This window comes from Antarctobacter sp. (genome assembly GCF_048262615.1).
Lineage (GTDB): Bacteria > Pseudomonadota > Alphaproteobacteria > Rhodobacterales > Rhodobacteraceae > Antarctobacter.
In genome coordinates this window covers 233,299-248,667 of the sequence record NZ_JBLXFB010000002.1, presented here as the reverse complement: position 1 = coordinate 248,667, position 15,369 = coordinate 233,299, and the positions used below count along the sequence as shown (strand labels likewise).

Here is a 15,369-nt window from a genome sequence, read left to right as displayed (position 1 = left end):
GATCAGCGGCGCAGCACCTGTGATGAGATATAGCCCAGATAGGGGCCAAGCCATTGCCGCGCGCTCAGGATATAGCCATCCCCACCAACGACATAGGCATTGGTGAAGTCGGGTGAGACTCCATCCGCGGCGGTGCATTTTGCGGTAACGAGTTGGCCGCTTGTCTGCACCAGACCCGCGGCGACGGGAACGGTGGCGCCGGTCGAGGTGTAGCAGGAATAGCGCCGCACGATGGTCACGTCTTCGGACGTCAGGAACCGCAGGTCATAGCTGACCCGACCTTCAGAGCGCGACTGCACGCGGTGCAACAGCCGGTCTTCTTCGGATGACATCAGATCGCCACCCAGCCCGCGGGTCGAGGTGATCATGCCATCGCGCAGGACAATGACCTGACGGGACGAGTTGCCATAGGTCTGATAGGGCCCGTTGCGTTGAATGTCCTGGAGCAGGGTTTGCGTCTTGCGGGATTCGATTTCGAACAGGAAAACCGAGGCGGAGGTCGCTCCCAGAGATTGGGCAATCTGCTGCGGTGTCAGCGGCTTGGGCGGCTCTTTTTTGGTAAAGAGCGCCTTTGGAATTTGCCGCAGTAAAACAGCGGTGTCCTTGTTCGCGTTGCCGCAGGACACCAGCGCCAGAACGGAAGTCAGGGCCAGTCCGATGCGTGTAAAGCTGCGCCGGGTCATCTCCAGAACCTTCCCCAGGAATTGACTGCGTCGGGTTTGTGGTAGTCCCGAACCTGTTCGTAAAGCCGCCCGTTGACGTTCAGACGGGCACCGCCATCGCGCGACAGCGATTGGACGACCACATCGTTCCGGCGGCGCGAAGGTTGGCCAAAGAAGCTGGCCAGAGGCAACGTAAAGCGGATGCCCTTGTCAAAGGAGCCTTCGCCGAAATCCTCGAAAGAGGCGTCGGTAAAGGTCGCGTAGGCCCCGACACGCCAGCCGTTGGCAAACTCGCGGTCCAGCGAGAGGGTCGCCCCATAGTCGCCGGCCAGATAACGACCGACATCAAGCTGGCCGTGAAAACCGTTGCCGAAGGCATAATAGGCAGAGATGTGTCCGTTGACGTTCGGGATCTCGCGCTTTGCCCCGGTCACCGGATCTGTCGTTGTCATCGACTGGAAGCCGAACAGCTGGTCGAAATCGCGGCGCTGAATGTAGTTGACTTCGGCCCCGACAGCCAGACGGCTGGTGACCGGTTTCCACAGCACTTCGGCTGAGACGCCACCGTACATTTGTTCGAGATAACCGACAGTTACCCGTGAATAGACGTTCTTGGCGGGGCGGCCGTAATGCGCAAGCTGAAGGAATTCGATCGCCGGATCGCCCTGCGCTGAATACTGGGCGTGGTCGGTGCGCACACGCGGAAGGCTCGACTCGTCGAGGCGTTTCACCTGATCGAGACTGCCGTTGATCTTTTTGGTGACAGACCCGCTGAGAATCAGGTTCGGCGTAAGCTCAAATTCGGCGGCGGCGCGCAATCCAAGGTCAGCGCGGACCGGGTTGTCCGGGTCAAAGACCGAAAGCTGCATATAGGGTGAGAGCGACCAGGTGAATTTCGGATAAATACCCTGATCCGGCGCCGGTGCCTGCTGAAACCCATCGTTGAACACGGTCCGCGCCAGCATTTCATTGGCGGCATCGTGTTCCAGACGCTCAAGATCCGACCGGCGGAACGTCACCGATGCCATTGCCATCCCGTTGACCACCGGGACAATTTCGAACACTTCGACCGACGCGGGCAGGGCGCGTGTCATGGCCCGTGCCATGCGGCCAAAGGCCTGTGAGGGCGCGCCGTAGCGCGGATTGACCATGCGAATGGTCACGCGGTTGCTTTGCAGGTCGACAGCTTCGACTTCCAGCCCTTCCTTGGCGGCCAGTTGCTTGAGAGAGGCCTTGGCGGAGGTGGATCGTTGCGGGTCCAGTGTCCAGCCAAGATCAGCTGCGGCTCCCGGCGCGCGCGGTGCCACAGGAAGGCCGGACGGTTCTATCCCGCCGGCAACGCCGATTGTCTTGGGGTTGGTCACAAAGGTGAACTGGGCGCCGATCTCGGTTCCCAGAATGTGATAGACCGACAACTGCCCGCCGCTTTTGAACCGGTAGTCGACACCGAAGTTCCACGGGCTGGTCTTGTCAACGCCACCGACCCTTGCTTCGCGGGTATAGTCGTCAGAGGAGTATTCGACCTTGAAGTTCAAGCGGTCGTTCGGCGCGTAGGACACGCCGCCAAACGCGGCAACGTCACCTCTGAAAAAACGGTCAAACTCCGGCAGACCGCCGCGACCGGTAAAGCCCCCCGCCCGCGTGCCGGTTGTTGCCAGCGGATTGTAAGAGCCGTAACGGCCCCACCCGAACCCGCCGGTCACCTTGAGCCCCGGACGCAGAGTCTTGGTCGCCACCAGATATTCGCCGCTATAAATACCGGTCCCGATAAAGTCCTTGAGACCCACCACCACCGAAGGCCGACGGTCGGTTTCGGTCAGCAACTGGTACCGAAGATCAAAGCTGCGGTCGAAAAGCGTGGCGGTGCCGCCGGTGGAAAAATTCTCGATCGCCGAGTAGCGAAAGCTGCCGGACAAGCGCGGCAGGATCTGGAAGTAAAGCGTCGTGCGGGAGGTGCCGTTCAGGTTGGCGTAGGTGCCGGCCAAAGTCGCGTCCGGAGGCACCTCTGCCGTGGGCATATCCACCAGACCGGGTGAGCCGTAGAGGTTGAAAGACACCGGATCATGGATGTCCTCCGCGTTGAGCGCTCCGCCCAGCGTCGACAAGAAGGTGCCCGTCAGCGCAATCCGCCGTACGAAGCCCGATTTTCTGTTTTGAAAACCCGGCATTTTTCCCACCTCGTTGCCAACTCTGTTTCATCGTTCTTGCTAATGCCTTCGGTGGGCGCTGTCTATTCGATGCGGCCTCAGGAGAGCCTGTTGTGTGAAAATCGGCACGCCTTTGCCGGGTTATCCACAAGATCGCGCCCTCTGGCCGCTTTAACCGAACATTTTTAATCGTTAAGCGTGTGGTAATCGGCGGCGGCCTACACCGGTCTCGGGTGAGAGAAAGGTGGGAAAGATGGGTGGCGACAGCAATGTTGCGCCAGTCATAATCAAACGGAAGAAGGTTATTGCGGGCGGCGGGCATCATGGGGGCGCCTGGAAGGTGGCCTATGCTGACTTCGTGACCGCAATGATGGCCTTCTTCATGTTGATGTGGCTGCTGAACGCAACGACAGAAAAACAACGCAAGGGTATCGCGGACTATTTCAGTCCGACAATCGCGATGGCGCGGGTCTCGGGCGGCGGGTCCGGCGCATTGGGCGGCGAGTCCGTCTTTGCCGAGAACACGTTGCCCAGGGTGGGCACCGGCGCAACCAGCCTGCGACCGCAAGCGGAGCGCACCAGGGACGACGCGTTTGAACCGAAAGATCCGTCGAAAGACGGGGCCGAGACCGAGGAATTCAAACAAGTCGAAGAGCTGCTGATGGGTCGCGGCGGTGAAAGTATGGTCGCCGACGAACTTTTGGAACATATCGTGACAGAGGTCACCGACGAGGGTCTGGTGGTCGAGCTGTTCGAGACCAGAGAGGCCCGGCTGTTCGACGAATTCGCCAATCCGACCCCATTGCTTGAGGACTTGGCCCTGGTGTTGGCGCGCGCTTCGGATGTTGTCACCAATCCGGTGGCGATCGAGGCGCATACCACGGGTTATCCGGTTGTTCTTGCGGACAATCCCGCCTGGAAAGTGTCCCGCGACCGGGCAGAATCCTTTCGCGAACTGGTCATTGACCGGGGTTTGGAGCCACACCGCGTCCGGCGCGTGACGGCCTATGCCGACCGCGAACCCAAGGCCGAAAACGTCATGGACCCACGCAACAGCCGGATCGAGGTTATCTTTCTTCGAAGGAACTGATGCAGTTTTCGTGGGATTTTAAATGTTAGGCCGTCGTTAAACCCGCGCGTCTATCTGTTGTCCAAGAATTTGAGATCGACAGCAGAAAGGCTAGTCCATGACAATCTCTTCATCCCTCAACGCAGGGGTTGCGGGCCTTGCGGCCAATGCCACCCGGCTGGGAACCATTTCCGACAACATCGCAAACTCCGCGACCAAAGGGTACAAACGGGTCGAGGCCGACTTTACCGCCATGGTCATGCAGGGCAATGGCGCGACCTACACCGCCGGGGGTGTACGGTCGTCGACTCAACGGATCATCGACGAAAGCGGGGCGCTTGTCGCCACAAACAACCCGACCGATCTGGCGGTGCGCGGGCAGGGCTTCCTGCCCGTGGCGCAGGAATCGCAGGTACTTGCCGGAAGCGGCGATCCGCAGATGTATCTGACCACCACCGGATCGTTCCGGGTCGACGCGGATGGCTATCTCAAGACCGACTCCGGCCTAATGCTATTGGGATGGAAGGCAAACGCTGATGGCACCATCCCGACCAATGCTCGGGACAGTTCCGACGGGTTGGAGCCTGTTCAGATTGCGCTCAACCAGTACCTGAGCGAACCGACAACGTCGATGACGCTTGGCCTGAACCTGCCCGCGACAGAGACGTATTCAACAGCCAGCGGCGATCCGCTGACACTGCCGGTCGAGTATTACGACAACTTCGGGCGTTCTGAGAACCTCACGATGACCTTTACGCCGACCATTCCGGCATCAGGGTCTTCGAATGAATGGACCGTGGTTATCACAGACTCGGCCAGTGCCGGTGCCGTGGTGGGTGAATACACCGTGACATTCGATGGCACGCAGGCATCGGGGGGCACGTTGGACACGGTTGTGGTCGGCGCAGCCGGCGGAGCGTATGATCCGGCCACCGGCACGGTAATCGTGACGACCGCCGGTGGTCCGATCGAAATCAACATCGGTCGTCCCGGAACCAATGACGGGTTGACGCAACGGTCTGACAAGTTTGCACCGCTCAACATTGCCAAGGACGGCTCGCCAGCCGGTAATATGACGTCGGTGGAGATCGATGAGAACGGCTTTGTCTATGCCTTCTTCGATACTGGCATCACCTCGATCATCTATCAGGTTCCGCTGGTCGACGTCCCCAATCCCAACGGGATGGTGGCGCTGGACAAGCAGATTTACATGCCTTCGCCTGAAAGCGGCAGCTTCTTCCTGTGGGATGCCGGTGACGGTCCCACCGGGGATGTGGTCAGCTTTGCCCGTGAGGAAAGCACCACCGACGTGGCCAGCGAACTCACCGACATGATCCAGACACAGCGCGCCTATTCGTCGAACGCGAAGGTCATTCAGACCGTCGACGAGATGCTTCAGGAAACCACCAACATCAAGCGCTGACGGCGCCTCCGTCACTTAACAAAGGGGGTCGTTAGATGTCTCTTTCAGGCGCGCTTTACAATGCCTTCAGTGGGCTCAAGGCCAATTCTCGGGCAGCGGGTCTGGTCTCGACGAATATCTCCAATGCCACGACAGAGGGGTATGGGCGGCGGACTCTGGGGCTTGTCCCCGGAGCCGTCGGCACCACCGGGGGTGTGCGGATTTCCGGAACGATCCGGTTTTCGGACCCGGTGTTGACAGGCGACCGGATGGTGGCGGATGCGGCGCTCGCCGATGCCACGACCCGCTTTGATTTCGCGCGCCGGATAGAGGATCTGGTGGGCGATTCCGGGGTTCCGGGCTCGCTCACCGACCGCATCAATGTGTTTGAGAATGCACTTTTGACCGCCGCGTCCAATCCGGCCTCGACCCAGCGGCTGGAACTTGTTTCCAACAGCGCGGATTCCCTGGCGCGGGCGTTGAACGTCCTGTCGGATGAGGTGCAGGCGGCCCGTCAGACCGCCGACACCAGCATCGGCGCGCAGGTCGACACTTTGAACAACGCGCTGTCGCGACTGGATATGCTGAACGACAATATCGTCGCGGCGCGGGCGACCGGAACGGACTCGGCCAGTTTTTATGATGAACGCCAGCGTGTTCTCGACAGTATCGCCGATATCGTTCCCCTGCGCGTGGTCGAACGCGACAAGGGGGATGTGGCGGTGTTCACACGTGGCGGTGCCGTATTGCTTGACGGTTCGCCAATCGAGATCGGGTTTGAGCGCAGTTACGGCATCGGCGCGGGCATGACCCTTGGCGGCGGTCAGTTGAACGGCCTGACCATGAACGGGACGCCGGTGGACACCAATGGCTCGGTGTTTTTCGCCGGCGGCAGCCTTGCCGCGCAGTTTGAGATCAGGGATGGGGCGGCGGTGGAACACCAGTCGCAACTGGACGGTATCGCCCGTGATCTGATCGAACGATTGGGTCCGGGTGGGCCGGACAGCACGCTGGGCGCCACCGATCCGGGCCTGTTCACCGACGGTGGTCTGGCTTTTGCAACTGCAAACGAAGCCGGGATTGCCAGCCGGATCGAAATCAATGCGCTTGTGGCGCCGGACAGCGGCGGCGCTTGGCGACTGCGCGATGGGCTGGGCGCAGCGACTCAGGGCGATGTGGGCGACGCCCGCTTGCTGCAAGGGATCACCGATGCGCTGGGGGCGGCCACCGTCCCCGGCTCATCGGGTCTGACCGGAATCGCACGCAGCTTTGCCAATCACATTTCGGAATTTGCCTCGACCGCAACCGGAGAGCGCGTGCGCGCCGAGAACGCGCAAACCTTTGTGTCGATCCAGAACACCGCGCTCAAGGAACTGGAACTGTCCAAGGGTGTGGATACGGATCAGGAATTGCAACGTCTGATGCAGATCGAACAGCACTACACAGCCAATGCCAAGGTCATGTCGACAGTCGACGAACTGCTTGACCGGCTGATGTCCATATAAGGAGAACCCGACATGGAAGTCATCGGAGACATGGCGCGCGCCCTGGTGCTGCGCACCAACCAGGTTCGCCTGCGTGAAGAAATGGACCAGCTTGCGGTCGAGGTCTCGACCGGGTTTGTCAAGGACGCAGGCAAGCACCTGCATGGAGACCTGACCGGCTTGCTCTCGATCGACCGGGCGCTTGCGCAACTGGATACCTACCGGGTCAACACCACGGAGGCCAGTTTTCTCTCCGGCTCGATGCAGACCGCGCTCGACGAAATTCAGGGGCGGAGCGAGACGCTCTCACAGTCGCTGATCGCGGCGGAGCTCACGCCGAACTCCGCTTTGCTGAGCACTATGGCCGATGATGCCGAAAACGCGCTGAGTCAGGTGATGAACGGGCTGAACCGTTCGGTCGCGGGGCGGTTCCTGTTTTCGGGGACGGCAACCGACCGGGAAGCTGTGCAAAGTGGCGATGACCTTTTGACGGATGTGCGGGCGGCGCTTGTTGGGCAGACCGATATGGCCGGTGTCGAGGCGGTGCTGGACGTCTTCTTTGGCGCGGGCGGCACCTACGAAACAACAACCTACGCGGGGTCCAATACCGGACTTGCCCCGCTGAAGTTGTCCGAGACGGAAAGCGCGAATCTGGATATCCGGGCAACGGATCCGGTCTTTCGCGAAGTGCTGAAACCCATGGTGATGGCGGCCCTCGCCACGGATGGCACTCTGGGTTTCGATCAGGACCTGCAAATTGAAATGCTGACCACCGCAGGGCAGGACCTGCTTGCCGCACAGCAGGACGTGGTCGAACTGCGCGCGGGTCTGGGTGCGCTTGAGGCGCGGGTCGAAGAGACGACCGCGCGCAATTCTGCGGAATTCACGGCCACGAATATCGCCCGGCTCGATCTGGTGGGAACGGATCAATACTACACCGCGTCCCGCTATGAAAACATCCGGTCCCAGCTGGAAAGCCTTTACGCCATCACGGCGCGGTCCCAGCGCCTGTCGCTTGCGGAGTATCTCTGATGTTCACACGTTTTTTCGCCTTGCTGATCCTGACGCTGTCGCTTGCGGTCCCTGCCTCAGCGCAATCCGTGCGCATCAAGGACCTCGTCGAGGTCGATGGCGTCCGGTCGAACGACCTTGTTGGCTATGGTCTGGTCGTCGGTCTGAACGGAACCGGCGACGGGCTGCGAAATTCGCCGTTTACCGAAGAAATCATGTCGAACATCCTCGAACGTCTGGGGGTGAACGTGACCGGTGAGCAGTTCCGCCCACGGAACGTGGCGGCGGTTCTCGTGACCGGCAAATTGCCACCATTTTCGCGGATCGGGAACCAGATCGATATTACCGTTTCCGCCATTGGCGATGCCAAAAGCCTGCTGGGCGGTACGCTGATCATGACCCCGCTGAACGCCGCGGACGGCCAGATCTATGCCGTGGCACAGGGCACCATCATCGCCGGCGGTGTCGAGATCGAGGGGGACGCCGCCCGCGTCGTGCAGGGTGTCCCAACCGCAGGGGTGGTCCCCTCCGGGGCCCGCATCGAACGCGAGGTGGCGTTTGATTTCACGCAGTTGTCCACTTTGCGACTGGCCCTGCGGGAGCCCGACTTTACCACCGCCGCGCGGATCGAGGATGTGATCAACCGCTCAATCGGACGGCGGGCCGCGACCATGCTGGATGCCGGAACAATCAGTGTCGATCTGCAACGCACCGGGGCGCGGTCGCCGGCACGGGCTGTGGTCGCAATCGAAAATCTTTCGGTGGAACCACAGCGGCGTGCGCGCGTGGTGGTCGACCAGCGGTCGGGCACCATTGTGATGGGCGCAGACGTGCGGATTTCCCGAGTGGCGGTTTCTCAAGGCAACCTGACGCTTCGCATCGAAGAAGCGCCTTTGGCGATCCAGCCCAACCCCTTCAGCGACGGGGATACTGTGGTGGTTCCGCGCACCGGTGCCCTGATCGAGGAAGAGCCGGGGATCGGCCTGGCAGAGGTTCCGACGGGCACAAATCTTTCGGAAGTCATCGCCGGTCTGAACGCGCTGGGCGTCAGCCCGCGGGACATGATCGACATTCTAAAGAGCATAAAGGCGGCTGGCGCATTGCACGCGGATTTCGTGGTGATGTGACGGCGCCGATGAGGCTTTCTTAACGGCTGGCTGGCAGGCTGGCGACGGTAACGGATCGGGAGAGCGGGTATGCTCGGAATCATTGGTATCGTGGTGATCTTCGCCATGGTTTTCGGCGGCTACCTTGCGGCCGGCGGCAAGCTGGGGATCATCATCAAGGCGCTCCCGTTTGAGTTCATGATGATCGGCGGGGCCGCCACCGGCGCCTTTTTGATCAGCAACGACGGCGCGACGGTGAAACACACGCTCAAAGACGTGGCCAAGGTCTTCAAGGGGGCAAAGTGGAAACCCGATGACTATCGCGATCTGCTTTGCCTGCTGTTCGAACTGATCCGGCTGGCCCGGCAGAACCCTGTCGCCATCGAAGAGCATGTCGAATCTCCAAAGGAATCGAACATCTTCGGGAAGTATCCCAAGATTTTGGCCGACAAATACGCTATCGAACTGGTCTGTGACACCATGCGGTCCGTTTCGATGAACTACGACGATCCGCATCAGGTTGAAGAGGTCCTGGACAAGCGGCTGGACGGGATGCAGCATCACGCCTTGCATTCCAGCCATGCCCTTCAGTCGATGGCGGACGCCTTGCCGGCCCTCGGGATTGTTGCGGCTGTCCTCGGGGTGATCAAAACGATGGCCTCGATCGACCAACCCCCAGAGGTGCTTGGCAAGCTGATCGGCGGCGCGCTGGTCGGCACGTTTCTGGGCGTGTTCCTTGCCTATGGGCTCGTCGGCCCGTTCGCGACCAAGGTCAAGGCCGTCGCGGAAGAGGACCTTCAGTTCTATCACCTGATCCGGGAAGTTCTTGTCGCGAACCTGCACAACCATGCGACCAACATCTGCATCGAAGTCGGTCGCCAGAATACACCAGATCACTTCCGGCCCAGTTTCGAGGATCTTGAAGAGGCTTTGAAGTCGGTCAAGCAGGAGGCCGCATGACCCGCTGGATAGGATTTCTGTTGATCGCGCTGTGGCCGAGCCTGGCACCGGCTCAGACAGTGACCGTGCGGAGCGGTGAACACGGGGAATTCACGCGGCTGGTGCTGGATGTGCCGGACGGGACAGAATGGGCTTTGACCCCCGAACCCGATGCGGGCCGCATCTCGCTTTCGCTCGACAAGGGGCCTTACCAATTTGAAATCGCGACAGTCTTTAACCGAATCGGGACAGAGCGGATCGCCAGTTTGACGCCCTCGGAGGACGGAGTCGGACTTGAAATCGGATTGGGGTGCCAATGTCGCGCAGAGGCCTTTGTGCTTCGGGATACGATGCTGGTAATTGATGTGGCACCCTCCGATACCCCTGTTCAACTGTCTGCGCCGCAGACCGCGCGGCGCAAGCCGGTCGCAGTGGATCCGGCTTTGTCACCGTGGTTGCGCGAGTTCGCACAAATCCGGTTCGCAGGGGGGCCGCAGATCGGGCCGCAATCTGCGGGACCAAACCTTTTCCCGTATCTGGCAGAGCGCGAGCAGGCGGGCTTGGTGCCGTCCGTCATTGATTACCGGGACGAGGGACCATCACCGTCAAGAGACCTTGGCAGTCAACTTGCCGCTGACCTTTCCGTGGCGGCGATGCAGGGGCTGCTGGACCCGTCCCTCAGGGCACCGGCTGCGCCAACCGCTGTCGTTGCAAGCCAGCCCGATCCGGCGATACCCACAGAACTGGCCGTTGATCCCGGAACCCTCGCACGGCGTCTATCCGCGGGAGTTTCCGGAGTGGATGACCAGACGCTTCGGAAAGGGCGGATTTCGGTCGGTGGAGACGTCTGCATCAGCGACCAGGATCTTGCGCTGAATTCGTGGTCACAGGCGGACGCCGATCCGAACCTTGTTCTGGCCGAGAGACGGGGCAAGGTCTTTGGCGAATTCGACCGGATCGCTCCCGACTTGCTGCGGCAGTATTCTGCGGCGTTGCTGTACTACGGCTTTGGTGCCGAGGCCCGCGCGGCACTTTCATTGCAGCCGGACACCAAGGCCCCGGTCCTTGTCGCTCTGTCCTACGTCATTGATGGCGAACCGGACCCCAGCGATCTATTCGGCGGGCTGTCCGCATGTGACGGGGCCGCGGCGCTTTGGTCGGTGCTGTCAAAACCTCCCGCGCCGAATGCACCGGAGATCGCCAGAGCGGCGCTTTTGCGCAGCTTTGAGACATTGCCGAAACATCTCCGTTCGTATCTTGGCCCCGTTCTGGTCGATCACTTGTCCCAGTCGGGCTACACCGACGTTGCCCGCGACGTTCTGCGCCGTTTGCAGCGGATGGAAGGGCAGGAAACCGACAGCATCGCATTGGGAAAGGCCCAGCTTGCGATGAAGGACGGCCGCCATGATGAAGCCGAGCAGCGCCTGCACGATCTTTCCGTGGCCGGCGGTCCCGAAGCGGCAAGGGCCGTGGCGGCTTCCATTGATCTCGCCGACGCAACCGACACTCTGGTGCCCACGCGCATTGTCGAACTGTCCGATGCCTTCGCCACCGAATTGCGCAACAACGAGGACGGGCAGAAACTCTGGAAGTCCCATGTCCGGTCGCTGTTGATCAACGGCGCGTTTGATGCCGCCTTCGCCGAACTTGAGGCGTCCCACGGCATGCCCCCGGACGTTGTCGAATTCATGCAGCAAGTTGCCCTGAAATTTCTTGTCGAAAGAGCCGATGACCTCACCTTCCTGAAGCTCGCGACCCGGTCGCTCGCCGATGGCTTGCTGCCGGATCACGCCGCGACATCGGTCGCCATCGCGGAGCGTTTTCTGGATCTTGGCTTGCCCGATACCGCCCTTGAACAACTGGATGTTTTGGCCAGTGCGAACGACCTTCCCGAGGCTCGCACAGCAAGGGCGGAGGCGTTGCTCGCCCTGTCGCGTCCGGAAGAGGCGGAAATTATCCTGATCGGGCAGCGCGGTGACCGCGTGGTGCGATTGCGCGCCGAGGCGCGTCGCCAGATGGGTGATCATGTCTTTACCAAGTCGATCTATGAAAGCATCGGCGATGGCCGCGCCGCGGTGGATGCCGCGTGGTTGTCCGGTGACTGGAAGGATGTGGCCGAAAGCGACACAGCCCTGGCGCCGGCTGCGGACCTCATGCAATCGACCCCGGCCGCCTACGATCCAACGGATGTCAGCCTGTCCGCAGCCAACGCGCTTTCGGCGGCCAGCGCACAGTCACGAGAAACGCTTCGCGCATTGTTGGATGCAACGGCGGTTCCGACGTCCGACTGACCTCTCCTTACGCTTTCTAAACGCTTCTGCCCTACCCAAGAAGGGATGAAAGACGGAACGGAGGGGCCAAGAAATGGCGCAGTCCCGCGATCGGCAGAATGCCGCTTTGGGTCGGGTGGAAATCACCGCGACTGCATCAGGCGAAACGGATCAGAATAGTCTGCCGGCCCGCATCGGATCCAGCCTGCGCAGTGGACTGTCTGACCAATGCGCCGAAAGCTCAATCTTGCTCCGGCGATTTTGGCCGCTGCCGCTACAATTTGCGTCAAATACCGACAGCCCGTTTTCCGAGTTCGGCGGGCAGGAAAAACACGTCCCTCAGGCAATCGGAAGACGTGACCACAGGACCTCATCCCCAGGCACCGACCGGCGTTCCGTTCGCCGGCGCCGGGCGTGACAGCGGGAAAGCAGATCATGTCACCTTCAAGCCTCTTCAAACCCACAATCCTCATGGCCTTTGCCCTGATGGCGGTGATCGTCATGATGATTTTGCCGATGCCATCATGGGTGCTGGATGTCGGACTGGCTGCGTCCTTCGGCCTTGCCATCCTGATTTTCACCGTGACCCTGTTTATCGAGCGTCCGCTCGATTTTTCCGCCTTTCCGACGATCCTCTTGACCTCGCTGATGCTGCGGCTGTCGCTCAACGTCAGCTCCACGAAACTGATCATCGGCCAAGGGCATACCGGGACACATGCCGCCGGTGAAGTGATCGAAGGATTCGCAAACTTCGTCATGGGCGGAAGCGTGTTTCTCGGGCTTGTGGTCTTTGGCGTCCTGATGATTGTCAACTTTGCGGTCATCACCAAAGGCTCGGCGCGTATGGCCGAGGTTTCGGCCCGCTTTGCGCTGGACGCGATGCCCGGCAAACAGCTGGCCATCGATGCGGACATGTCGGCCGGGGCCATCGACCACGCAGAGGCCAAGTGCCGCCGCGAGACCGAACAGCAGGAAACAACCTTTTTCGGCTCGCTCGACGGCGCGTCGAAATTCGTCAAGGGCGACGCGGTTGCCGGTCTTTTGATCACCATCCTGAACCTTGTCATGGGGATCATCATGGGTGTCGTGATGCACGACATGCCCTTGGGGAGCGCGCTTGAGACCTATGCCATCCTGACTGTCGGCGACGGGTTGGTGTCCCAGATTCCGGCGGTGATCATCTCGATCGCTGCGGGATTGTTGCTGGCGCGGGGCGGCTCGACCGGCGCCACAGACGTGGCGGTGGCGGCGCAACTCGGGCGGCATCCATCGGCGCTTTTGGCGGTTGCGGTGCTCATGGTGCTTTTTGCGCTGGTGCCGGGCCTGCCCTTTGTGCCGTTCATTCTTGGCGGTGGCGTTCTTGGCGGGACAGCATGGTGGATATCCAGACGTCCCGCTGAAACAGAGGACCCCTCGGAAGCCCCCGAAGCAGAACCCACGCTGCCGGAACAGCACATGGGCGATGTGCTCGACCTCGACGATATCCATGTCGAATTCGCACCGGATCTGGTCAACATGGTGCTGGATCCGGGCACCGGGCTGGATGTCAGGATCGCCAATATGCGGCGGCACATCGCCTCGCATTTCGGGCTTGTCCTGCCGGAAATCCGGCTGACCGATGCGCCGTCCCTGCCCACCGGCACCTATGTGATCCGCATTCACGGTGTGGAAATGGCGCGTGGAGAGTTGAACCCCGATTTTGTTCTGGCCCTCGTGCCCGAATCCAGCGGTGCGCTGCCTCAGGGGCGCGACGTGACCGAACCTGTCTATGGCGCACCCGCGCGATGGTTGCGTCCCGAAGATCAGGAAAAGGCCGCGATCACCGGGGCGACCATCGTTTCCCCGACCGAAGTGCTGGCAACCCATTTGCTTGAGGTCATCCGCCGCAACTTTGGCCGCCTGCTGACGCTGAAGGCGCTGCGTCGCCTGCTGGATGAGATGGTCTCGCTCACCAACCAGTCCCGTGCCGAGGCAAATCGCAAGCTGCTGGATGAGCTGATCCCCGACAAGGTGCAGATCGACACGCTGTTGCAGGTGCTGCGGCTCTTGCTGGATGAGCAGGTCTCGGTTCGCAACTTGCCGCTGATTCTGGAAACGATTGCCGAGATGCGCGGCCAGCAGACTCAGGCCGAGGCCATCTGCGAACACGTTCGCCAGCGTCTGGGCTTTCAACTGGTCGCAGGGATGCGGCGCGACGATGGCACCATTCCGCTTGTGCAACTTGCCCCGGAATGGGAGGACACCTTTCTTGCGTATCAGGTCGAAAGCAGTCAGGGCGCGTTGGACGTGGCCTTGCCCCCGGATAAATTTGAGGCGCTCACCAGCGGTTTGGCCAGCACGATTGGCGAGGCAGCGACCCGCGGTGTCTCTGCCGCGGTTGTCACCTCCGCCCGGCGACGACGATTCCTGCGGACGGTCATGGTGGCCAAGGGCCTCAGCAACCCGGTCATGTCCTATGAGGAAATCGGGCTTGAGGCGCGGCCCGCGCTGGTCGGAGTGGTGGCTGCGTGATCGCCATGCACCCCTTGATCGAGCTCCTGTCGGGGAGCCTCTGGGCCTCGCTGATTGTTTTTCTTCGGGTGGCCGCAGCGCTGGCGGCGCTTCCCGGTCTGGGCGAGCAGGTCATATCGGTCCGCGTGCGCCTTGTCCTAGCGATCATGTTGACGGTGATCGTCACACCGGCCGTGGCACCGGGGTTCGATCTGCCGGAACCGAGCCTTGGCGCGTTCCTCATGGTGCTGGCCACGGAAACGCTTTCCGGCCTGTTCCTTGGAATCATGCTGCGGCTTTTCATCATCGCGATCCAGACCGCCGGGGCCATGGCCGCGCAATCCACCTCGCTCTCACAGTTGTTGGGGGCCTCGGGCCTCGATCCGCTGCCGGCAATCGGCCACATCCTGACCACCGCCGCGCTGGCCCTGCTGATGGCGACGGGGTTTCACGTAAAGGCCGCCGCATTTCTGGTGCTGTCCTATGACATACTGCCCGCGATGCAGTTTCCCAATCCGGCGGATGTCGCCGACGCCGGTCGCCAGCGCGTGGGACAGAGTTTTGCGCTGGCGTTCACGCTCGCCGCGCCCTTTGTGCTGATGTCGGTGATCTACAACCTCACGTTGGGCGTCATCAACAAGGCGATGCCGCAACTTATGGTGGCCTTTGTGGGGGCGCCGGTGATCACCTTTGGCGCGATTGCGCTTTTGTTGGTCTCGGCGCCGATCCTGCTGTCAGCGTGGCTGCATGCTTTCGACGGCTTTCTTGCCGCGCCCTTCCGGTAGGTCG

At 61.2% G+C, this 15,369-nt stretch carries 11 protein-coding genes; 9 read left to right on the top strand and 2 right to left on the bottom strand.

Annotated elements, in window-relative coordinates:
* Positions 1 to 2 precede the first annotated feature (2 nt).
* Positions 3 to 683, bottom strand: coding sequence for a YjbF family lipoprotein (locus ACN0S5_RS03210; RefSeq protein WP_417205890.1), 681 nt, complete (start codon positions 681 to 683; stop codon positions 3 to 5).
* Positions 680 to 2,830 carry a YjbH domain-containing protein gene (locus tag ACN0S5_RS03205; RefSeq protein WP_417205888.1) on the bottom strand — a complete coding sequence of 717 codons (2,151 nt, stop codon included), beginning with the start codon at positions 2,828 to 2,830 and terminating at the stop codon, positions 680 to 682. Before ACN0S5_RS03205 ends, ACN0S5_RS03210 begins: the two co-directional genes overlap by 4 nt.
* A gap of 232 nt (positions 2,831 to 3,062) precedes the next feature.
* Here ACN0S5_RS03205 and ACN0S5_RS03200 point away from each other — a divergent pair, with 232 nt between their 5' ends.
* From ACN0S5_RS03200 to ACN0S5_RS03160, 9 genes are all read left to right on the top strand, one after another.
* Positions 3,063 to 3,899 (top strand): flagellar motor protein MotB, encoded by an 837-nt coding sequence (locus ACN0S5_RS03200; protein WP_417205886.1) that lies wholly within the window; start codon positions 3,063 to 3,065, stop codon positions 3,897 to 3,899.
* A 97-nt stretch (positions 3,900 to 3,996) separates the two neighbouring features.
* Positions 3,997 to 5,301, top strand: a complete 1,305-nt coding sequence (locus ACN0S5_RS03195) for a flagellar hook-basal body complex protein (RefSeq protein ID WP_323767752.1) — start codon at positions 3,997 to 3,999, stop codon at positions 5,299 to 5,301.
* Between the two features lie 35 nt (positions 5,302 to 5,336).
* A complete protein-coding gene (flgK, locus tag ACN0S5_RS03190) occupies positions 5,337 to 6,785 on the top strand; it encodes a flagellar hook-associated protein FlgK (RefSeq protein ID WP_417205883.1) in 1,449 nt (482 codons plus the stop codon).
* Positions 6,786 to 6,797: 12 nt separating this feature from the next.
* Positions 6,798 to 7,796 (top strand): flagellin, encoded by a 999-nt coding sequence (locus tag ACN0S5_RS03185; RefSeq protein ID WP_417205882.1) that lies wholly within the window; start codon positions 6,798 to 6,800, stop codon positions 7,794 to 7,796.
* A complete protein-coding gene (locus ACN0S5_RS03180; RefSeq protein ID WP_417205880.1) occupies positions 7,796 to 8,902 on the top strand; it encodes a flagellar basal body P-ring protein FlgI in 1,107 nt (368 codons plus the stop codon). The genes ACN0S5_RS03185 and ACN0S5_RS03180 overlap by 1 nt, the downstream gene beginning before the upstream one ends.
* A gap of 69 nt (positions 8,903 to 8,971) precedes the next feature.
* Positions 8,972 to 9,841, top strand: coding sequence for a flagellar motor stator protein MotA (motA, locus tag ACN0S5_RS03175; RefSeq protein ID WP_417205879.1), 870 nt, complete (start codon positions 8,972 to 8,974; stop codon positions 9,839 to 9,841).
* Positions 9,838 to 12,111 (top strand): hypothetical protein, encoded by a 2,274-nt coding sequence (locus tag ACN0S5_RS03170; protein WP_417205877.1) that lies wholly within the window; start codon positions 9,838 to 9,840, stop codon positions 12,109 to 12,111. Before motA ends, ACN0S5_RS03170 begins: the two co-directional genes overlap by 4 nt.
* Before the next feature lie 414 nt (positions 12,112 to 12,525).
* Positions 12,526 to 14,601: a flagellar biosynthesis protein FlhA gene (gene flhA, locus ACN0S5_RS03165; protein WP_417205875.1), complete on the top strand. Its 2,076-nt coding sequence runs from the start codon at positions 12,526 to 12,528 to the stop codon at positions 14,599 to 14,601.
* Positions 14,602 to 14,606: 5 nt separating this feature from the next.
* Complete coding sequence (locus ACN0S5_RS03160; RefSeq protein ID WP_417206066.1) at positions 14,607 to 15,365, top strand: flagellar biosynthetic protein FliR; 759 nt, start codon at positions 14,607 to 14,609, stop codon at positions 15,363 to 15,365.
* Positions 15,366 to 15,369: the final 4 nt, after the last annotated feature.